Here is a 19,514-nt window from a genome sequence, read left to right as displayed (position 1 = left end):
GGGTCTGGAATAAAAAGATTTAAATAATTAATATATCTATAATGTATCTGTCAGGTTTTAATCCCGAAGCGTCGGAACTGACAGGTCTCAAGAAAAGTAAAATGAACATTCAAGACTTAATAAGACCCACAATAAAAGCACTAAAACCGTATTCATCTGCAAGAGATGAATTTCAAGGGAATAGCGACGACATGGTGTTTTTAGACGCGAATGAAAATCCGTTTAATAATGGCGTCAATCGTTATCCAGATCCGCAACAAAGAACTGTAAAGTCTCTACTTTCTAAAATCAAAAATATTCCACAGAAAAACATCCTTTTAGGAAATGGAAGTGATGAAGTTTTGGATTTAATATTTAGAGCATTTTGCGAACCAAATCAGGATAATATCATCACATTGCCGCCAACTTACGGGATGTATAGTGTGTTGGCAAATATTAATGCCATTGAAATTAAGAGTGTTCAATTAGATGATAGTTTTCAGCCTAAAGTGGATGAAATCTTGAGTATAGCAAATGCTAATTCAAAATTACTCTTTTTATGCTCGCCTAATAATCCAACAGGTAATAGTTTCGAAGCTCAATCCATTGAAAAATTGATTACCAATTTCAAAGGTATCGTTGTTATAGACGAAGCTTATATCGATTTTTCAAATGCAAAAAGTTGGGCAAGTAGATTGTCTGAGTTTCCAAATTTAATTGTAACGCAAACACTTTCAAAAGCTTATGGAATGGCTGGAATTCGTTTGGGGATTTGTTATGCTTCCGCAGAAATTATTTCGGTTTTAAATCGTATTAAACCACCATATAACGTGAATGAGTTAACGCAGCAAAAAGCAATTTTGAAGTTGGAGCAGCACGAGTTAACACAAGAACAAGTTTCAGATATATTGGAAGAACGTGATGCTTTAATTGGTAAATTAGAGACTGTTGATTTCATTTCCAAAATATATCCATCGGATGCTAATTTCATTTTAGCAAAAGTTGATGACGCCACAAAACGTTACAATCAATTGATAGAGAAAGGTATCGTCGTTAGAAATAGAACCACACAACCAGGATGTGAAAATTGTTTGCGAATTACGATTGGGACTCGCGAGGAAAATGAGAAATTAATAAAAATCCTTTTATTAATTTCGAAATCCTGAACTTGTTTCAGGAACTTTGAAATTGAAGCTATAGTTTGAAACAAGACGAAAAATTTTATTGTTACATATTATCAAATAAAAATAGAACTGTATTATATATTGGTTATACTAATAATTTAAAAAAAAGAATTACCCAACACGAAAAGGGTACAGGAGCATTATTCACTAAAAAGTATAATGTTATTGATTTGTTGTACTATGAACAATTTGTAAATAAAAAAGTTGCCAAATCCCGTGAAAAACAATTGAAAAACTCGCATAAAGAATGGAAATGGAATCTTGTAAAAGAAACAAATCCAAATTTAGAAACATTGAGTATAAATTAAAAGACCCTGAAATAAATTCAGGGTGATTAACAAGTTAATCATGAAAAAAGTACTTTTTATCGACCGTGACGGCACCATCATCAAAGAACCTGCTGATGAACAAATAGACTCATTTGAAAAACTGGAATTCTATCCGAAAGTATTTCAATACTTAGGCAGAATAGCCAATGAATTGGATTATGAAATCGTGATGGTAACCAATCAAGACGGTTTAGGAACAGAAGTTTATCCAGAAAACACATTTTGGCCGGTTCATAATTTTATAATTAAAACGTTTGAAGATGAAGGCATTGTTTTCAAAGAGCAATTCATAGATAGAACGTTCTCAAAAGATAACGCACCAACAAGAAAACCAAATACAGGATTGCTAACTAAATATTTTTCAGAGGAATACGATTTAGAAAATTCATTCGTAATTGGTGATCGTTTAACAGATATAGAATTAGCAAAAAATCTAGGTTCAAAAGGTATTTTTATTAATGATGAAACTCATTTAGGCACAAACGAAATTACCGTAAAACGTGAAGAATTAGATGATTTTATTGCATTAGAAAGTAATGATTGGGCAAAAATTTATGCCTTTTTAAAAGCCGATGAGCGTTCAGGAGGATTGATTAGAAATACCAACGAAACTAAAATTGCTATTCAGCTAAACCTTGATGGTACAGGAAAAAGCAATATAGATACCGGAATTGCATTTTTCGACCATATGTTAGATCAAATTGCCCGCCACGGACAATTAGATTTAACGATTAAAGTTGAAGGTGATTTGGAAGTGGACGAACATCATACCATTGAAGATACTGCCATTGCCTTAGGTGAATTATTTAATAAAACATTAGGAAATAAATTAGGTATAGAGCGTTACGGATTTTGTTTGCCAATGGACGATTGTTATGCCCAAGCTGCAATAGATTTTGGAGGCAGAAACTGGCTGGTTTGGGAAGCCGATTTTAAACGTGAAATGATAGGTAAAATGCCGACAGAAATGTTTTATCACTTCTTTAAATCCTTTACCGATGGTGCTAAATGTAATTTGAATATAAAAGCAGAAGGCACTAACGAGCATCATAAAATTGAAGCTATTTTTAAAGTCTTTGCAAAAGCAATTAAAATGGCTGTAAAGCGAGATATTGAAAAAATGATTTTGCCAAGTACAAAAGGAATGTTGTAAGCCCCCTAACCCCCATAAGGGGAATTCCAAGGTTTGCCAAAAAGTAAATCAATATAAAGATTTAGAGACATGAGTGAAATAAAGCATATGAGTAAGAGTTCTTCCCCTATGGGGAAGCTAGATGGGGCTTCTCTTATCATTATTAATTACGGAGCGGGAAATATAAAAAGCATACAGTTTGCTTTTAAGCGTTTGGGGGTTGATGCAGTTTTATCAGACGATCCTGAAGAAATTAGGGCTGCCGATAAAATTATATTCCCTGGTGTTGGAGAAGCTAGTAGCGCTATGAAGATGCTACAAGAAAGTGGATTGGATAAATTGATTCCAACATTAAAACAACCCGTTTTGGGAATTTGTTTGGGCATGCAATTGCTTTGTCGATACACCGAAGAAGGGGATACTAAAGGTCTTGGAATCTTTCAAACGGATGTTAAACGATTTTCAAATGACGTAAAAGTGCCTCAAATGGGCTGGAACGTTATTAAAGATTTAAAGTCCGATTTATTCAAAGGCATTAAAGAAAGTGAATACATGTATTTGGTACACAGTTACTATGCAGAACATTGTAACGAAACCATTGCCAAAACAGATTACGGTATTAATTACGCATCTGCTTTACAACATGAAAATTTTTATGGGGTGCAGTTTCACCCTGAAAAGAGTGGCATTATAGGTTCAAAAATTCTTGAGAATTTTTTGAACCTATAATGCCATTCTGAACTTGTTTCAGAATCTATGATTTTAAATAATAAGTTTATTGAGTTATTACTGCTACATATTATCAAATAAATATAGAACAGTATTGTATATTGGTTATAGAGATAATCTAATAAAACGAATAGAACAACATAAAATGGGAAACGGAGCTTTGTTTACCAAGCAATACAATGTAACCGAATTAATTTATTTTGAAGATTTTATAAATAGTAGTTTAGCAAAAAAAAAGAGAAAAACAGCTAAAGAATTGACATAAAGAATGGAAATGGAATCTTATTAGAGAAACCAATCCAAAATTGAAAATATTAGAAATATAATAAAAGACCCTGAAATAAATTCAGGGTTGATTAACAAGTTAATCAAATGAGAATAATACCAGCCATAGACATCATAGACGGAAAATGTGTTCGTTTAACAAAAGGGGATTACGATACTAAAAAAGTATATAATGAAAACCCGCTTGAAGTCGCAAAGATGTTTGAAGCTTCTGGGATTGAGTATTTGCACTTAGTAGATTTAGATGGTGCAAAAGCGCAACATATTGTCAATTATAAAGTGCTTGAGCAAATTGCCTCTAAAACGAAATTAAAGATTGATTTCGGCGGTGGTTTGAAAACTAACGAAGATTTGCATATTGCCTTTAATTCTGGTGCAAGACAAATTACGGGTGGTAGTATTGCCGTTAAAGATCCTAAAACTTTTGAAGGTTGGATTAATAAATACGGTGGTAACAAAATTATTTTGGGTGCCGATAGTAATGCAGGTAAAATAGCCATAAGTGGCTGGCAAGAAGATAGTGATGAAGAGGTAATTCCGTTTATAAAGGGATATCAAAAAAAAGGTATTCAGTATGTTATTTGTACAGATATTTCAAAGGACGGTATGCTCGAAGGTCCTTCATTTGATTTATATAAAGAAATTATTGAAGAATGCAGTAATAGCAGTAGCGGACAATCAATAAAATTAATTGCTTCTGGCGGCATCTCGCAAATTGATGAGCTTCCAAAATTAATTGAATTAGGCTGCGAAGGTGTCATTATTGGTAAGGCTATTTATGAAAACAGAATCAGCCTTTACGAACTTGAAAAATTTGTATAACGGTGGTTAAAGCGAAGTTTGAAGGTTTTTAACTTCTAACTTCTAACTTCTAACTTTATAACTTTTAACTTTGAAAAATGCTAACAAAGAGAATTATACCTTGTTTGGATATCAAAAACGGACGTACCGTAAAAGGCGTTAATTTTGTGGATTTACGTGATGCCGGTGATCCTGTAGAACTGGCAAAACAATACGCCGATTATGGCGCGGACGAATTGGTATTTTTAGATATTTCGGCAACTTTGGAAGGAAGAGCTACTGTACTGGATATGGTTTTGCATGTTGCGGAACAAGTTAATATCCCGTTCACGGTTGGCGGTGGTATTTCATCCATTGAAGATGTAGATGCTTTGTTGCAATGCGGCGCAGATAAAGTATCCATTAACTCTTCAGCAGTAAAAAGACCTGAATTGGTTAACGAATTATCCAATAAATTTGGAAGCCAATGTGTAGTTGTTGCCATTGATGCAAAACAAGTTGATGGGCAATGGAAAGTACATTTAGCAGGTGGAAGTATTCCGACGCAAATTGATTTATTCGAATGGGCAAAAGAAGTTGAAGAACGAGGAGCAGGGGAGATTTTGTTTACCTCTATGAATCATGACGGAACCAAAAATGGTTTTGCAAATGAAGCTTTAGCTAAACTATCTGATTTATTAAATATTCCTATAATTGCATCAGGAGGCGCAGGAAACGTGCAACATTTTATTGATACGTTTAAAGAAGGAAAATCTGATGCAGCTTTAGCAGCAAGTGTGTTTCACTTTGGAGAAATTCCAATTCCAGAATTAAAGAAAGAATTAAAAAAGAATAATATAGAAGTACGACTTTAGTCGTCATGCTGAACTTGTTTCAGCATCTCATAAAGATTGAATTATGAAAAACGAAATAAATACTGGTCTTATTTCTCCCTCTTGGGGGGAGTTAGAGGGGGCTTTGGTTCCCGCTATCATCCAAGATGCCACAACAAAAAATGTGTTGATGTTAGGCTATATGAACGAAGAGGCTTATCAAAAAACAATAGACACTAAACAAGTAACTTTTTTCAGCAGAAGTAAACAGCGTTTATGGACTAAAGGTGAGGAAAGTGGAAACTTTTTAAACCTTATTGATATTAAAAATGATTGTGATAACGATTCTTTATTAATACAGGTAAATCCAGTTGGACCAACATGCCATAAAGGAACGGATACCTGTTGGAAAGAAGATAATGTATCTAATTATGGATTCTTTTCAACCTTAGAAAATATAATTACAGAGCGTGTTGCTAATAAGAACACAAATAAATCTTATGTCGCAAGCTTGTTTTCAAAAGGTATTAACAAAGTAGCGCAAAAAGTAGGAGAGGAGGCTGTTGAAACAGTTATTGAGGCCATGGATAATAATGATGAGTTATTCCTATATGAATCTGCGGATTTACTATTCCATTATTTAATGTTGCTTCAGGCCAAAGGTTTTACTTTAAAAGATATTGAGGAAGAACTTAAAGGAAGACATAAATAATACTTTAAGATTTGTCCTTCTGTCCCGAAGTTTTGGGAGCATTCAGAATCTCATATTATGTGGTATATAAAACCCTGAAACGAGTTCAGGGTAGTTTGTAATTCTAATTAATATGTTGTCAGGTTGAGCCTTAAGAGATCCAACCTTTTTTTGTGGCATGCTTAGATAACCACACTAATAATACAGCAACAATTATAATCATTGGCGTCATGGCATTTGCCATTTCTAGGCTAAACGTGACATAGCTCATTTGAATTATTGCAGCTATAAGTGAAAGCAGCAAGAGAAAATAAGACCATTTTTTTCTTAAAATAAGTCCTAAACATCCTAAAGCTCCAGCGAATACGGCAATAGCAAATACTGCTGTGTACCAAACGGGTTGGTTTTCATATAGTGCTCTTTCAGCTTCGGGTAAAGCAGCTTTCATTTCGTCCGTCATGTATGCTTGGGCTAAATATGCGCTAATGCCCATAGCGTTCCATATTAAAGCAATAACGCTTACAATCCAAAACCAAATTGGTGGTTTGATAGTTGATGAGTTTGTCATAATTCTATTTTTTTTTGTTAGTAAATAGTATTACAATGTATAAATTTTTTGTCACAATTAATAAATAGCCTATTTTCAAAATCTATTTTATATTTAAATGAAAAAGTACTTCTACGTTATTAATATTCAATATTTAGGCTATCGTTTTCATGGTTGGCAAAAGCAGCCGAATGTAAAAACCTTGCATTTAATGGTGGATAGAACATTGAATTTTATTTTGGAAGGCAAATATTTTAAAAGCCTAAGTTCTGGAAGAACAGATGCTATGGTTTCGGCGGAAAGTGCTGCTTTTGAATTGTTTTTAAGAGAGCCAATAGAAGACGAGATTTCATTTTTAGAACTGTTCAATTATAATTTACCTCAAGATATTCGTGCTTTAAGTATTAGAGAAGTTGATGCGACATTCAATATCATTCAACATTCAAAAATCAAAGAATACTTATATCTATTTGCTTATGGCGAAAAATGCCATCCGTTTTGTGCACCAATAATGACTACTATTCTTGACGATTTGGATATTGAACTCATGCAAAAAGGCGCGAAATTATTTGAAGGTGAAAACTATTTGAAATCTTATTGTTTCAGACCAACGGATAATGGTGTTTACACCCGAGAAATTCTAACATGTGAGCTGGTTGAAAACACGATTTATTCAGCAAACTATTTTCCGGAGAAATCATATTTATTACGAGTTAAAGGAAAAGGGTTTATGCGTAACCAAATCAGACTTATGATGGGGACTTTAATCGATTTAGGAAAAGGAAAATTAACACTTCAGGATATTGAGAATAGTCTAAAACCAGAAAGCAATATTAAGATGAATTATATTGCTCCAGCTTCAGGTTTAATTCTTAAAAGTATTGATTTTATTGATTAAACACACGTTCATTCTTCCTGAAATTTCAACATTTTTTAACACGTTTTCCCGTATTTTCTTATCTTTTAGAAAATCGGTAATTGGGTGAAAACTAATAAATACCCTGGAGAGGTAATTGATGTCAATTTAAAAGAAGCCGATTCAGTTTGATTTAAGGAAATCTGCTTTAGAAAAAGAAATATCGTATAATTAGTGAATTAGATAATTGCTGCCAAATGCTTTGTTTTCTTAAAAAATGTTAAGATAACGGGATAATAATGATATCAGCACATATCTATTGCAAATGAGATAATGACTCTTAGATAGCTATGGTAGTTTAGCATTGTAATTGATTGAAAATTAAATAATTAAATTCAAAAATTATGAAAAAAATCATATTAATGTTTGCTTTATTATTTACAATTGCAACTGTTATTACAAGTTGTAGGGATGATAAAAAGTCTCCTGAAGATAAAATAGAAGCAGCAATTGAGGATATTGAAATTGAAGCTAAAGAGAACTCCGAAGAAGTATCAGATGATGTAGAAAACGCATTGGAAGATGTAGAAAATGAGATCAAAGAAGCGAAAGAAGAAGTTAAAAAGAACAAATAATTCATAGTTCTTCTAACCTAAAAGCATTTTATCAATCTTAAAAATTATTAAAAATGAAAAATTTAGCATATGCATTTGTATTACTTATTTGTGGTACTGCAATGGCACAAGAAAAACCGAAAGAAGTAAAAGAAGAAGCGACAATTAAGACCATAAAATATAATGATGGTCAAGAAATAAAAGAAAAAAAGGTAAAGGTTGTGACACGAGAAACCACTAATGTAAAATTAGATGAAAATGATGCACAAAAAGTGAATCAAGAGAGATTACCTGATACTAAAAAAGTTGAAAAAATGGTCATGGTAAGTGGAGATCCAAACACTTCATATGAGTTGTTATTAAAAGAAACAAATTATATAAGTGAAGATAAAAATTATAAGTTCACACCAAGTGATAAAGGTTTTGATATATCTTTTGATAACAATAATAATGAATTTGAAGTCACGGGGAAAGCATGGAACTCTAGTAATAAAGGTAGCTATTTAGTTAAAGGAGATAATTATAACGGCGTTGGATATTTTAATACTAAAGGAGAATTTGTAGTGGAATATTATGATGAAGATTCCCAAAGTATAAAAACCATGACTTATAAAGAAAAAGAAGACGATGAATAATAGTATTTCACGCTAAGATATTGATAAAAGTCCCGATGAATTCGGGACTTTTTGTATTTTAGATGCACCTTCGATTTTTTTAGAAGGTTAGGCGTTTGGTGGGGCTTCACAGTGCCCAAATTATTATTCCAATTCTTTTCTTAAAACCCCTTAACATTTCTCGTTTTTTTTTAACATAATTTAAGTTAAATGAAATTCAAATCCGTTAAACCTTGTTAAAGGGTTTGAAAAAATTGATATAGCCTATATCTTTATAGGGGAATACAAAAACAATTTATCATGAGTTATTTAAATATGAATGACGAAGAATTATTACCTGTAGTGGTAGAATTGAATATTTTGTTAGCTGACTACCACGTTTATTATCAGAAACTAAGAAGTAACCATTGGAATATCATTGGAAAAAACTTTTTTGATCTACATGAAAAATTTGAAGACATGTATAACGATGCTCGTGTAAAAATAGATGAGATTGCAGAGCGTGTTTTAACATTGCGATTTCATCCAATGAGTAAACTAGAAGATTACTTAAAAACATCTTCTATAAATGAAGACACTCCGCTCAAAACAGACCATGATATGGTTCTGGAAACTTTAAACGATCATAAATTGTTACTGGAACAAATGAGTAAAGTGATAAAAAAAGCGGAAGAAGCTTCAGATGAAGGTACCATAGATTTAATTGTTGCATACATTAGAGAGCTTGAAAAATCTAGTTGGATGTTGAATGCATGGACAAAAAAGACTTCTGATGGTTTAAAACCAGATGTTGTAGAAGTTGAATAATTAAGTTTTTAAACAATTCTCCAATAGCTAGAGTAGATTTATTTTGTTAATAAATCAATATTTTAAACCTTAAAAAATATACTACGCTGGACGATCACATTTATAATAGTTGCACTTGTAGCAGGAGCATAAGGTTTTGGTGGAATTGCGGGAGTATCAGCAGGAATTGCTAAAATTTGTTTCTACATATTTATCATACTCTTTCTGCTCTCTCTATTAAATGGATTATTGAAAAAGTAAAATAACAATTAACCCTTTTAAAAAAAATTGAAATCATGAAAAAACAATATTAACATTAGCCCTATTATTTACAATTTCAACATTTTTTACAAGCTGTAGAAAAAAGAAAAAGAAGATAAAATTGAAGAAGCTGTTGAGGAAATAGAAGATGCAGCAGATGAAATAGATGACGCCAGTTAATCTAATACATATGAATAAACGGTAAAACAGAATTAAAATTTAAGTAATGAAAAATATAATATACGTGCTGGTAATACTTATTTATGGTACTGCAATGGCACAAGAAAAACCGGCACAAGAAAAACCGGCACATGAAAAACCGAAAGAAATAAATACAGAAATAACTGTTAAGAGGATACAATATGAGGATGGTGACGAAATAAAAGTAAATGTTGTTACTAGAGAAACTTCTGATGTGAAATTCGATAAAAATGACACACTCAAAGTGAATCAAGAGAGGTTACCTATCACTCAAAACGTAGAAAAAACAGTAACGTTTAGTGGAGACTCCTCTGATACTTCAGATGAGTTGGTATCAAAAGGAACACATTATATAAGTGAAGACAAAAATTATAAATTCACACCAAGTGATAAAGGTTTTGATATATATCTTGAAACTGAAAAAAATGAATTTGTTATTTTTAGTAAAGTTTGGAGCTCTAATAATAAAGACAGCTATGTAGTTAAAGGAGAAAATTACAATGGCGTTGGGTACTTTAATGAAAAAGAAGAATTTGTAGTTGAATATTATGATGAAGATTCTGGAAGTATAAAAACCAAAACATATAAAAAGAAGAAAGACAATCCATAATATGAGCTCATGTTAAGATATTGATAAAAGTCCCGATGAATTCGGGACTTTTTGTACTTTAGAGCAGCAATTACTAAATGATTATGAGCACAACCATTCCAAAGTCCACCTTCGATTTTTTTAGGAAGTTAGAAAAGAATAATAACCGTGATTGGTTCAACGAGAACAAACCTGAATTTAAAGCTATAGAAAAAGAGGTTAAAGCAGTTTATAGCACCATTTTCGAAAACCTTAATAAACACGACGAGATCGATAAACTAAAGATCTTTAGAATTTATCGGGATGTACGGTTTTCAAAAAACAAATTGCCTTACAAAACACATTTTGGAGGTTCTTTCCACCGTACAAAACCAAGATTGAGAGGTGGTTATTATTTGCACATTCAACCCAATAACGAAAGTTTTATAGCTACAGGGTTTTGGGAGCCAGCTAAAGAAGATTTACAAAGAATAAGAAAAGAATTTGAAATGGACGATTCTGAAATTAGAAAGATTCTTGCTAATAAAAAATTCAATTCGGTCTGGGGAAATTCGTTTGTAGGCGACGAAGTGAAGTCAGCTCCAAGAGGGTTTGATAAAGAACATAAAGCCATAGATTTAATAAAAAAGAAGCAATATATCTTCACTAAAAAATATACCGACAAAGAAGTTTTGGATACAAATTTTTTAAACGAAATTGATGATGCTTTTAAAGCAATTCGTCCATTTTTTGATTATATGAGCGATGTTTTGACTACGGATTTGAATGGGGTTTCTATGATTGAAAAATAATTTTTTGTTTTGACACAGATTTCACGGATTTACACAGATTAAAAAACAAATACAAATTTAATTCGAAATATGGATTTGTATTCCAAATGTTTTGGATTATTAAGTTTTGAGTACAGTTTTTTTATAAGTATTACAAAATCCGTGAAAATCCGTGAAATCCGTGTCAAAAACCTAAACAGCAGCCAACAACCCAGGTTTCTCAAACAACTGAATATGGCTCAACAACCGTTCCTTAACCATGTTCATCATACGCTTGTTTAAAGCCGAAGAATTTTCAATATAAATAAGATATTCTTCAACAGTAAACTGTCCTATAATCATCCCTTTCATGGAGTTACGCAATTTCATGTCTTTTTGAATGGCATTTTCAATATAATCTATTCGCTTTTCTAATGGCAAATCATAAAAAACAGATTTATGCTTCTCAATATAATTTCTAAAAACAGCAACCAATAAATCATTTTGAAATTTGATGATGGGGCGCAATACTAAATTCTGAAAACGCTCATCAGTACTCATGTGATCATTAATTGTAGTACTTAAAATTTCTGGTCGAATACTTTTAAGATTAAATTGTCTTGAGTCCATTTTAGAAGATTTTCAATAAAAATATAGATTATACATACTGGATTTGATACTTCAACTTATTATTGTTAACGAGGTTATCAACATTCAAAACATCTCATTTCGCTTATTATTTAAAAAAAGACTGTTTACATAGTTAGATAATCTTTTCTCATCCTGCGAGGCCTTGTTTTGACCTTGTAGGTATAATTCCAAAATAAAATATTCCTATCAGGTTTTTGAAACCTCGCAGAATAAACAAACCCATATGAAATCTATGCTTTGATTATCCAATTCAGGTTAGATGATTTTGTTATCTTTATACGAAAAAATAGCTCACTTTTGAGCTAACCACATAATTGTCTTTCCCAAGACATAGGGAATAAAAATTTAAAAATGAAATTCGGAAGCGTAGATAATCCTCAGGATATAGATTTCAATTTGCCTCAAGACCATGCAGATACAAGGCGTATTTTGGATAAAGTAAAAGATGATAACATACCAGAAATCTATGTAGGATGTGCCAAATGGAATAGGGCAGACCTCAAAGGGTTTTATCCAAGAGGGACAAAAGATGAATTGGCATATTACTCATCACAATTCAACTCTATTGAGTTAAATGCTACATTTTACAGAATTTTTCCGGCGGAACAATTTGCAACATGGTATGATAAAACACCAAAAGGATTCAAATTTTTTCCGAAGCTAAACCAAGAAATAAGCCATTGGAAACGCTTGAATGAAACCAATGAGGTTGTGCAACATTATTTAAATAACGCTTCAAGCTTAAAAGAAAAACTAGGCACTATATTTTTGCAGATGAATACCAATTTTGCGCCTAAAGATTTTGATAGGGTTATCACTTTCATGGAAAATTGGCCAAAAGAAATCCCGCTTGCCGTAGAATTTAGACATACCAATTGGTATAATGACAAAGCCATTGCTGAAGATTTATACCAACTTCTGGAAACTCACAATATTTCAAACGTTATTGTTGATACCGCTGGAAGACGCGATTTAATGCACATGCGATTGACGAACGGAACTGCTTTTGTACGCTATGTTGGCGCAAATCACCCCACTGATTATTCACGTTTAGATGATTGGGTAAAACGACTAAAAACTTGGAAAGATCAAGGCATTAAAGAAATCGATTTTTTCATTCATCAAAACATTGAAAAAGAATCTCCTTTGTTATCTGCTTATTTTATAAAACAGTTAAATTCAGAATTGGGATATTCATTAACCATTCCTAATGACGATGACCAACAAACTTTATTCTAAAGACCTGTCAGGTTTTAAAAACCTGACAGGTCTAAGCTCACTTTAGCCTTCAATTACGAGTTCAAAAATTGTAATCAATTTTCTTATTCTATTGCATAAAATTCAAATAATAGTGCATCCATTGGCAATTTTATAAAAATTTAATAACTATGTGCCGTAAACTTTTGATTAACTGTAATAAAATTTAAATTTGTAGTTATAACTTCCTTAGAGTCGTTTAAACGCAAAATTATAGATATTTATGAGCAAATCATTGTTTGACAAAGTATGGGATTCGCATGTGGTGCGAAAAATTGAAGATGGACCAGACGTGTTTTATATAGACCGTCACTTAATTCATGAAGTTACAAGTCCTGTGGCTTTTGTAGGTTTGGAAAGTAGAGGCTTAAGTGTTTTATATCCAAAAAAGACATTTGCTGTTGCCGATCATAACACACCAACAATTAATCAACATTTACCGGTCCAAGATCCGTTATCTGCTAATCAGTTAAAAACATTAGAGACTAATGCCAATAAATACGGGATTAGCCACTGGGGATTAGGTCACGAAAATAACGGTATTGTGCATGTTGTAGGGCCTGAAAATGGTATTACACTTCCTGGAGCTACGATTGTTTGTGGAGATTCACATACATCAACGCACGGTGCTTTTGGTGCTATTGCTTTTGGTATTGGTACTTCTGAGGTTGAAATGGTGTTGACCACGCAATGTATCATGCAGCCTAAGCCTAAGAAAATGCGTATTAGCGTTAATGGTTCTTTAAATAAAGGTGTGACGCCTAAAGATGTTGGTTTATATATTATTTCTAAACTAACCACTTCTGGTGCAACAGGCTATTTTGTGGAGTATGCTGGTGATGTTTTTGAAAATATGACTATGGAAGGACGTATGACGGTATGTAACCTATCTATTGAGATGGGAGCACGTGGTGGCATGGTTGCTCCAGATGAAAAGACATTTGAATATATAAAAGGTCGTGCCATGACTCCAAAAGGAGCAGATTGGGATAAGGCTATGGCATACTGGAAAACTTTAAAAACAGATGACGATGCTGTTTTTGATAAAGAAATAACTTTTGATGCCAGCGATATTGAACCTATGATTACATATGGTACAAATCCCGGTATGGGCATGGGAATTTCAAATAATATCCCAACGGCAGAATCTGTTGAAGGCGGAAAAGCAACTTATGATAAGTCTTTAGCTTATATGGGGTATGCCGAAAATGAGCAAATGATTGGTAAGAAAATCGATTACGTGTTTATTGGTAGTTGTACTAACGGACGTATTGAAGATTTTAGGGCATTCGCTTCTATTGTAAAAGGTAGAAAAAAGGCAGACAATGTTACCGCTTGGTTAGTGCCGGGGTCGCATGTTGTTGAAGCTAAAATAAAAGAAGAAGGCTTGTTGGATATTTTTGAAGAAGCTGGTTTTGTGTTAAGAGAACCAGGTTGCTCTGCATGTTTAGCAATGAATGATGATAAAGTACCTGCAGGAAAATATGCAGTAAGTACATCAAACAGAAACTTTGAAGGGCGTCAAGGCCCAGGCTCTAGAACCTTATTGGCCAGTCCATTGGTTGCTGCAGCAGCAGCGGTTACAGGAGTGGTTACAGATCCAAGAGAACTTTTATAAGTTCGCAGTTTGCAGTAAACAGTTTTCAGTCACATAGAATGAAAATTGATACTGTACAAAAATTAATAAAAATATATTATTGACTGCCAACTAAAGACTGGCAACTGAATATCCCCTCAATCCCCAAAGGGAAGTAAAAAAGAAGGGATAACTTGAAATTAAAATTAATAACTGCCAACTGAATACTGGCGACTGAATACTAATTTTATGGCTTACGATAAATTTACAACATTAACAAGTACCGCGGTGCCTTTGCCAATTGAAAACGTAGATACCGATCAAATTATACCTGCACGATTTTTAAAAGCTACAACTCGTGATGGGTTTGGAGATAACTTATTTCGTGATTGGAGATATAAGGGCGACGGTACACCAAAAGAGGATTTTGTTCTAAACAATCCTATTTACAAAGGGAAAATATTGGTAGGAGGAAAGAACTTTGGTTCTGGGTCTTCCAGGGAACATGCAGCCTGGGCGGTTTACGATTATGGTTTCCGTTGTGTAGTCTCTAGTTTCTTTGCAGATATTTTTAAGAATAACTGTTTGAATATTGGGGTTTTACCGGTACAGATTAGTCCAAAATTCGCTGATGAGATTTTTGAAGCTATTTATGCTGATCCTAACACGGAATTAGAAGTTGACTTAAAGGCACAAACAATCACATTATTAGCTACAGGTTCAAAAGAATCATTTGATATTAATGGCTATAAAAAAGAAAACATGCTTAATGGTTTCGATGATATCGACTATTTACAAAGCATGAAAGGTGAGATTGAAGCATTTACGGAAACGCGCCCTTTCTAAACAATGAAAGTTAAGCACATAGAAATAATGGATACGACATTGCGCGATGGTGAACAAACCTCGACAGTGTCGTTTTCTGCTTCAGAAAAACTAACTATTGCCAAACTTTTACTTGAAGAATTAAAAGTGGACCGTATTGAAATTGCTTCTGCTAGAGTATCGGAGGGAGAGTTTCAGGCGGTAAAAAACATTACTGATTGGGCGTCTGAAAACAATTATTTAGATAAAGTTGAAGTATTGACTTTTGTTGATAAAGGCGTTTCTATTGATTGGATGCTGAAAGCTGGTGCTAAGGTTCAAAACCTACTGACTAAAGGTTCATTAAATCATTTAACACATCAACTTAAAAAAACTTCTAATCAGCATTTTAAGGATGTCTCCGAAGTTATTTCATTAGCTACGGAAAATGGTATTGCTACCAATGTTTATTTAGAAGATTGGAGTAACGGCATGCGAAATTCTAAAGATTATGTTTATGAATTTTTAGCGTTTTTGAAAACCCAAAATGTTGCTAGAATCATGCTTCCAGATACTTTGGGTGTTCTAACGCCTAAAGAATCATACGATTTTATAAAGGAAATAAAGAATACCTATCCAGATTTGCATTTTGATTTTCATGCGCACAATGATTATGACTTGGGCGTTTCTAACGCTTTGGAAGGTTTAAAAGCTGGAGCTGATGGATTGCACTTAACGGTAAATGGTATGGGAGAACGTGCAGGAAATGCACCTATGTCTAGTACCGTTGCGGTTATTAACGATTTTATGCCAGAAGTTAAAATTGGTGTCAATGAAAAGATGCTTTATACAGTAAGCAAATTGGTTGAGAATTTTTCTGGGGTTATGATCCCTGCAAATAAGCCAATTGTTGGTGCTAACGTATTTACGCAAACAGCTGGAATTCATGCTGATGGTGACAATAAAAACAACCTGTATTTTAGTGATTTAATGCCCGAACGTTTTGGAAGAACGCGCCAATATGCTTTAGGAAAGGCGTCTGGAAAAGCGAATATTCAAAAGAATTTGCAACAATTAGGTTTGCAATTGAATGATGCAGACTTAAAAAAAGTAACCCAACGTATTATAGAGTTGGGCGATAGAAAACAAGTGGTTACCAAAGAGGATTTACCTTATATAATTTCAGATGTTTTAGATAGAACTTATGAGGAAAAGGTAAAAGTAAATTCTTATGTACTGACACATTCTAAAGGATTAAAACCTTCAACAACAGTTTCTATCACTATTGAAAATGATACGTTTGAAGAAAATGCACAAGGTGATGGGCAATTTGATGCGTTTATGAATGCCATAAGAAGTATTTTTAAGAAAAAGAAAATGGGTTTGCCCAGTTTGATAGATTATGCGGTTAGAATACCTCCGGGAAGTAATTCGGATGCGTTATGTGAAACGATCATTACATGGAAGAATGTTGAGAATGAATTTAAAACCCGTGGTTTAGATTCGGATCAAACGGTTTCAGCAATTAAGGCGACTGAAAAGATGCTGAATATTATTGTGAGTTGAAAAAAAAGACCGATGTCGGAAGACAGAAGACGGAAGTTAGCTAGTTCATAAATAGGAAATTCAATCTCTTTATTTAAGATTAGATTTTTCATTACGAAAACATAATCACAGCAGTAAGCGTTCTCCTCCCTGGAGGGGCTAGGGGTGGGTTAATGAGATGGAAATTTGAAGTTGGAAGCACGAAGTTTATCAGTTAGTAAAAGCTTTGACTGAAAACTGTAAACTGTAAACTGCTCCAAGTTAGACCTGCCTTCAGAAGCAAAAAAATAAAAATTTAAAGAACATAAAATAAATATATATGAAATTAAATATTGCGCTTTTAGCCGGAGACGGAATTGGACCAGAAGTTATAGATCAAGCAGTAAAAGTAAGTGATGCTGTTGCTAAGAAATTTGGACATGAGATTACTTGGAAACCTGCCTTGACTGGTGCTGCGGCTATTGATGCTGTTGGAGAACCCTACCCTGATGAAACACATGAAATTTGTAAAAATTCTGATGCGGTGTTGTTCGGAGCTATCGGTCATCCGCGTTTTGATAACGATCCGTCTGCAAAGGTTCGTCCTGAGCAAGGTTTATTAAAAATGCGTAAGGCTTTAGGCTTGTTTGCTAATGTGCGCCCAACATTTACATTTCCATCATTATTGGAAAAATCGCCATTAAAAAGAGAGCGTATTGAAGGTACCGATTTGGTGTTTTTACGTGAATTGACTGGCGGCATTTACTTTGGAGAAAAGGGTAGAAAAGACGGGGGAGAAACAGCTTTTGATAACTGTGTTTACACAAGGGCAGAAGTGCAACGTTTAGCAAAAAAAGGTTTTGAAATGGCGATGACACGTTCTAAGAAATTATGTTGTGTTGATAAGGCAAACGTATTGGAAACATCTCGTTTATGGCGTGAAACTGTGCAAGCGATGGAAAAAAATTATCCAGAGGTTGAAGTGAGTTATGAGTTTGTGGATGCTGTGGCGATGCGTTTGGTACAATGGCCAAATAGCTATGACGTGTTGATTACTGAAAACTTATTTGGAGATATTTTAACAGATGAAGCTTCGGTTATTTCTGGATCTATGGGATTAATGCCATCGGCATCTTTGGGTTCAGATATTGGTTTATTTGAACCTATTCATGGCTCTTACCCACAGGCAACTGGCTTAAATATTGCAAATCCAATGGCTACGGTTTTATCTGCTGCTATGATGTTTGAAAACTTTGGTTTACAAGAGGAAGGTAAGTCAATAAGAGATGCGGTAAATAGTGCTTTGGAAAAAGGGATTGTTACTGAAGATTTAGCCGATGGCGGAAAAGCGCACGGTACTAAAGAAGTTGGCGATTGGTTGGCTGCTAATATCTAGAAAAATAGTAGTATAAATGACTTAGACCCTTCAGAGGTTTTCTGTGCTGAACTTGTTTCAGTAGCTAACCTGAAGGGTCTTTTTTATGAAATAAATTGACACCAATATATTATAGTCATAAAAGTGTTGAAAACTATTAACACTTTTCTTTTAAGAAAATCAGATAACATCTTAATTTTGTATTGATAACATAAATAATTATAAGTTATGAGTAAGAAGGTAATTAACCTATTTGATAATAAGGTAACTTATCAAAATGAAGGGGTAAAGTATTCGGTACTCATCGATAAATTTGTAGCGCCTTTTGAAAATGATTTCCCAAAAGATTTTTATGTTGAAGATATTTTTGAATTTGCAATAAATGCTTGGAATTTTGGAAATATGAGACTTTTAATTCCCGTAGATGAATTTGAACAAGTTATTGCCTCAGTTAAAAATCAAGGCGTAGATTTTGAATTATTGGAAAAAATGATTGCATATAAGGTTTCAAATTTCAAAGAATACCATAATTTTATTTCAGACTTTGAAATAACCGATGTTAATGGCGTGCCTACGCTTACCGTTATAGCAGAAAACGAAGATTCTTATTTGCAAAATATGATGACGAGCCAATTGGCACATGAACCTTCCCAAGAAGATTTTGAAGAAAATTATATTAATCGTTACGCCATTATTTTAAAACCCAAACAACCTTTTTTCGATTGGATAAATAATCTGTATCCAGATGATAAAGTTATAGAAGTTGATGAAGCAAATATTTATTTAGTAGATAACAATGTTGATGATCTGGCAAAATGGCTTCGAAAAAAATTCGATAAATTCTTTACCATAGAATTAAATGATTGGCATACCAACAAAAAGGAATGGCCACAAAAACGAAATTTTAAACTGTTTAACCAATGGTTTCATGTTGATATTTCTACGATGGTTTACGATATGGAAAAACAACCAATCAGTAAAAATTTAGAAATTTTTTAAACATTGTTGTCCGATAAAAGACCAAAGAGCCAGCCTTCTACCAGACAGGCGTTACGCTGTTAGTCTCTTTAGCTAAAGAGATAAGAATAAAGACTTGACCTTGACCAATTGAAAATCAGTATAAATTTCTTTATAAATTTATACTTCGTAATTTATAAAAAAAGTAAGG

22 protein-coding genes and 1 pseudogene are annotated in these 19,514 nt (G+C 33.3%); 21 read left to right on the top strand and 2 right to left on the bottom strand.

All coding sequences use genetic code 11. The annotated features are described in order from the left end of the window. Nucleotides 1-101: 101 nt before the first annotated feature. From hisC to hisIE, 8 genes are all read left to right on the top strand, one after another. A complete protein-coding gene (gene hisC, locus ABXQ82_RS11970; protein ID WP_367059739.1) occupies nt 102-1,145 on the top strand; it encodes a histidinol-phosphate transaminase in 1,044 nt (347 codons plus the stop codon). A gap of 35 nt (nt 1,146-1,180) precedes the next feature. Next, nucleotides 1,181-1,471: a GIY-YIG nuclease family protein gene (locus tag ABXQ82_RS11965; RefSeq protein ID WP_367059736.1), complete on the top strand. Its 291-nt coding sequence runs from the start codon at nt 1,181-1,183 to the stop codon at nt 1,469-1,471. A 40-nt stretch (nt 1,472-1,511) separates the two neighbouring features. After that, complete coding sequence (gene hisB, locus ABXQ82_RS11960; protein WP_367059733.1) at nt 1,512-2,645, top strand: bifunctional histidinol-phosphatase/imidazoleglycerol-phosphate dehydratase HisB; 1,134 nt, start codon at nt 1,512-1,514, stop codon at nt 2,643-2,645. Nucleotides 2,646-2,753: 108 nt separating this feature from the next. Next, entirely contained in the window at nt 2,754-3,353 is a 600-nt protein-coding gene (gene hisH / locus ABXQ82_RS11955; protein WP_367060060.1) for an imidazole glycerol phosphate synthase subunit HisH, read from the top strand. Between the two features lie 49 nt (nt 3,354-3,402). Next, complete coding sequence (locus ABXQ82_RS11950) at nt 3,403-3,618, top strand: GIY-YIG nuclease family protein (RefSeq protein WP_367059731.1); 216 nt, start codon at nt 3,403-3,405, stop codon at nt 3,616-3,618. 107 nt (nt 3,619-3,725) lie between these two features. Then, nucleotides 3,726-4,460 (top strand): 1-(5-phosphoribosyl)-5-[(5-phosphoribosylamino)methylideneamino]imidazole-4-carboxamide isomerase, encoded by a 735-nt coding sequence (hisA, locus tag ABXQ82_RS11945; protein WP_367059728.1) that lies wholly within the window; start codon nt 3,726-3,728, stop codon nt 4,458-4,460. A 77-nt stretch (nt 4,461-4,537) separates the two neighbouring features. Next, on the top strand, nt 4,538-5,293 hold the full coding sequence (gene hisF / locus ABXQ82_RS11940; RefSeq protein ID WP_367059725.1) for an imidazole glycerol phosphate synthase subunit HisF: 756 nt from the start codon (nt 4,538-4,540) through the stop codon (nt 5,291-5,293). 43 nt (nt 5,294-5,336) lie between these two features. After that, a complete protein-coding gene (gene hisIE, locus ABXQ82_RS11935) occupies nt 5,337-5,963 on the top strand; it encodes a bifunctional phosphoribosyl-AMP cyclohydrolase/phosphoribosyl-ATP diphosphatase HisIE (protein ID WP_367059722.1) in 627 nt (208 codons plus the stop codon). 130 nt (nt 5,964-6,093) lie between these two features. Here hisIE and ABXQ82_RS11930 read toward each other — a convergent pair whose 3' ends face one another. Beyond that, complete coding sequence (locus ABXQ82_RS11930; protein WP_367059719.1) at nt 6,094-6,510, bottom strand: hypothetical protein; 417 nt, start codon at nt 6,508-6,510, stop codon at nt 6,094-6,096. Nucleotides 6,511-6,607: 97 nt separating this feature from the next. On the opposite strand from ABXQ82_RS11930, the gene ABXQ82_RS11925 reads away from it, so the two are divergent. From ABXQ82_RS11925 to ABXQ82_RS11895, 7 genes and pseudogenes are all read left to right on the top strand, one after another. Further along, nucleotides 6,608-7,387, top strand: coding sequence for a tRNA pseudouridine(38-40) synthase TruA (locus ABXQ82_RS11925; protein ID WP_367059716.1), 780 nt, complete (start codon nt 6,608-6,610; stop codon nt 7,385-7,387). Between the two features lie 362 nt (nt 7,388-7,749). Then, nucleotides 7,750-7,980 (top strand): hypothetical protein, encoded by a 231-nt coding sequence (locus ABXQ82_RS11920; protein WP_367059713.1) that lies wholly within the window; start codon nt 7,750-7,752, stop codon nt 7,978-7,980. A gap of 53 nt (nt 7,981-8,033) precedes the next feature. Then, nucleotides 8,034-8,594 (top strand): hypothetical protein, encoded by a 561-nt coding sequence (locus tag ABXQ82_RS11915; protein ID WP_367059710.1) that lies wholly within the window; start codon nt 8,034-8,036, stop codon nt 8,592-8,594. A gap of 279 nt (nt 8,595-8,873) precedes the next feature. Then, entirely contained in the window at nt 8,874-9,380 is a 507-nt protein-coding gene (locus ABXQ82_RS11910) for a DNA starvation/stationary phase protection protein (protein WP_367059707.1), read from the top strand. A gap of 78 nt (nt 9,381-9,458) precedes the next feature. Next, a pseudogene (locus tag ABXQ82_RS11905) lies at nt 9,459-9,620 on the top strand (DUF1328 family protein). Between the two features lie 226 nt (nt 9,621-9,846). Next, nucleotides 9,847-10,431 (top strand): hypothetical protein, encoded by a 585-nt coding sequence (locus tag ABXQ82_RS11900; RefSeq protein ID WP_367059704.1) that lies wholly within the window; start codon nt 9,847-9,849, stop codon nt 10,429-10,431. An 83-nt stretch (nt 10,432-10,514) separates the two neighbouring features. After that, nucleotides 10,515-11,201: a DUF2461 domain-containing protein gene (locus tag ABXQ82_RS11895; protein ID WP_367059701.1), complete on the top strand. Its 687-nt coding sequence runs from the start codon at nt 10,515-10,517 to the stop codon at nt 11,199-11,201. A 171-nt stretch (nt 11,202-11,372) separates the two neighbouring features. Here ABXQ82_RS11895 and ABXQ82_RS11890 read toward each other — a convergent pair whose 3' ends face one another. Beyond that, nucleotides 11,373-11,789, bottom strand: coding sequence for a glyoxalase (locus tag ABXQ82_RS11890; protein WP_367059698.1), 417 nt, complete (start codon nt 11,787-11,789; stop codon nt 11,373-11,375). Nucleotides 11,790-12,161: 372 nt separating this feature from the next. On the opposite strand from ABXQ82_RS11890, the gene ABXQ82_RS11885 reads away from it, so the two are divergent. The 6 genes from ABXQ82_RS11885 (at nt 12,162) to ABXQ82_RS11860 (ending at nt 19,345) form a co-directional block, all read left to right on the top strand. Then, nucleotides 12,162-13,049 carry a DUF72 domain-containing protein gene (locus tag ABXQ82_RS11885; protein WP_367059695.1) on the top strand — a complete coding sequence of 296 codons (888 nt, stop codon included), beginning with the start codon at nt 12,162-12,164 and terminating at the stop codon, nt 13,047-13,049. 241 nt (nt 13,050-13,290) lie between these two features. Beyond that, a complete protein-coding gene (leuC, locus tag ABXQ82_RS11880) occupies nt 13,291-14,685 on the top strand; it encodes a 3-isopropylmalate dehydratase large subunit (RefSeq protein WP_367059692.1) in 1,395 nt (464 codons plus the stop codon). Between the two features lie 207 nt (nt 14,686-14,892). Next, a complete protein-coding gene (leuD, locus tag ABXQ82_RS11875) occupies nt 14,893-15,489 on the top strand; it encodes a 3-isopropylmalate dehydratase small subunit (protein ID WP_367059689.1) in 597 nt (198 codons plus the stop codon). 3 nt (nt 15,490-15,492) lie between these two features. Further along, nucleotides 15,493-17,013, top strand: a complete 1,521-nt coding sequence (locus tag ABXQ82_RS11870) for an alpha-isopropylmalate synthase regulatory domain-containing protein (protein ID WP_367059686.1) — start codon at nt 15,493-15,495, stop codon at nt 17,011-17,013. A 298-nt stretch (nt 17,014-17,311) separates the two neighbouring features. Continuing rightward, nucleotides 17,312-18,367: a 3-isopropylmalate dehydrogenase gene (gene leuB, locus ABXQ82_RS11865; RefSeq protein WP_367059683.1), complete on the top strand. Its 1,056-nt coding sequence runs from the start codon at nt 17,312-17,314 to the stop codon at nt 18,365-18,367. 207 nt (nt 18,368-18,574) lie between these two features. Continuing rightward, nucleotides 18,575-19,345 carry a hypothetical protein gene (locus tag ABXQ82_RS11860; RefSeq protein ID WP_367059680.1) on the top strand — a complete coding sequence of 257 codons (771 nt, stop codon included), beginning with the start codon at nt 18,575-18,577 and terminating at the stop codon, nt 19,343-19,345. Nucleotides 19,346-19,514: the final 169 nt, after the last annotated feature.

Origin of the sequence: Algibacter sp. 2305UL17-15 (assembly GCF_040720935.1) — a bacterium.
Classification (GTDB): Bacteria; Bacteroidota; Bacteroidia; order Flavobacteriales; family Flavobacteriaceae; genus Jejuia.
The sequence above is the reverse complement of the archived record's forward strand: the minus strand, read 5'-3'. Positions and strand labels throughout refer to the sequence as shown.

What these genes read in the sequence shown, in the direction of transcription:
- leuB (WP_367059683.1), top strand. Translation starts at nt 17,312, where the DNA reads ATGAAATTAAATATTGCGCTTTTAGCCGGAGACGGAATTGGACCAGAA.
- ABXQ82_RS11890 (WP_367059698.1), bottom strand. Translation starts at nt 11,789, where the DNA reads ATGGACTCAAGACAATTTAATCTTAAAAGTATTCGACCAGAAATTTTA.
- ABXQ82_RS11860 (WP_367059680.1), top strand. Translation starts at nt 18,575, where the DNA reads ATGAGTAAGAAGGTAATTAACCTATTTGATAATAAGGTAACTTATCAA.
- ABXQ82_RS11920 (WP_367059713.1), top strand. Translation starts at nt 7,750, where the DNA reads ATGAAAAAAATCATATTAATGTTTGCTTTATTATTTACAATTGCAACT.
- ABXQ82_RS11870 (WP_367059686.1), top strand. Translation starts at nt 15,493, where the DNA reads ATGAAAGTTAAGCACATAGAAATAATGGATACGACATTGCGCGATGGT.
- ABXQ82_RS11900 (WP_367059704.1), top strand. Translation starts at nt 9,847, where the DNA reads ATGAAAAATATAATATACGTGCTGGTAATACTTATTTATGGTACTGCA.
- ABXQ82_RS11930 (WP_367059719.1), bottom strand. Translation starts at nt 6,510, where the DNA reads ATGACAAACTCATCAACTATCAAACCACCAATTTGGTTTTGGATTGTA.
- hisC (WP_367059739.1), top strand. Translation starts at nt 102, where the DNA reads ATGAACATTCAAGACTTAATAAGACCCACAATAAAAGCACTAAAACCG.
- hisH (WP_367060060.1), top strand. Translation starts at nt 2,754, where the DNA reads ATGGGGAAGCTAGATGGGGCTTCTCTTATCATTATTAATTACGGAGCG.
- ABXQ82_RS11925 (WP_367059716.1), top strand. Translation starts at nt 6,608, where the DNA reads ATGAAAAAGTACTTCTACGTTATTAATATTCAATATTTAGGCTATCGT.
- hisB (WP_367059733.1), top strand. Translation starts at nt 1,512, where the DNA reads ATGAAAAAAGTACTTTTTATCGACCGTGACGGCACCATCATCAAAGAA.
- leuD (WP_367059689.1), top strand. Translation starts at nt 14,893, where the DNA reads ATGGCTTACGATAAATTTACAACATTAACAAGTACCGCGGTGCCTTTG.
- hisF (WP_367059725.1), top strand. Translation starts at nt 4,538, where the DNA reads ATGCTAACAAAGAGAATTATACCTTGTTTGGATATCAAAAACGGACGT.
- ABXQ82_RS11910 (WP_367059707.1), top strand. Translation starts at nt 8,874, where the DNA reads ATGAGTTATTTAAATATGAATGACGAAGAATTATTACCTGTAGTGGTA.
- ABXQ82_RS11885 (WP_367059695.1), top strand. Translation starts at nt 12,162, where the DNA reads ATGAAATTCGGAAGCGTAGATAATCCTCAGGATATAGATTTCAATTTG.
- ABXQ82_RS11915 (WP_367059710.1), top strand. Translation starts at nt 8,034, where the DNA reads ATGAAAAATTTAGCATATGCATTTGTATTACTTATTTGTGGTACTGCA.
- hisIE (WP_367059722.1), top strand. Translation starts at nt 5,337, where the DNA reads ATGAAAAACGAAATAAATACTGGTCTTATTTCTCCCTCTTGGGGGGAG.
- leuC (WP_367059692.1), top strand. Translation starts at nt 13,291, where the DNA reads ATGAGCAAATCATTGTTTGACAAAGTATGGGATTCGCATGTGGTGCGA.
- hisA (WP_367059728.1), top strand. Translation starts at nt 3,726, where the DNA reads ATGAGAATAATACCAGCCATAGACATCATAGACGGAAAATGTGTTCGT.
- ABXQ82_RS11895 (WP_367059701.1), top strand. Translation starts at nt 10,515, where the DNA reads ATGAGCACAACCATTCCAAAGTCCACCTTCGATTTTTTTAGGAAGTTA.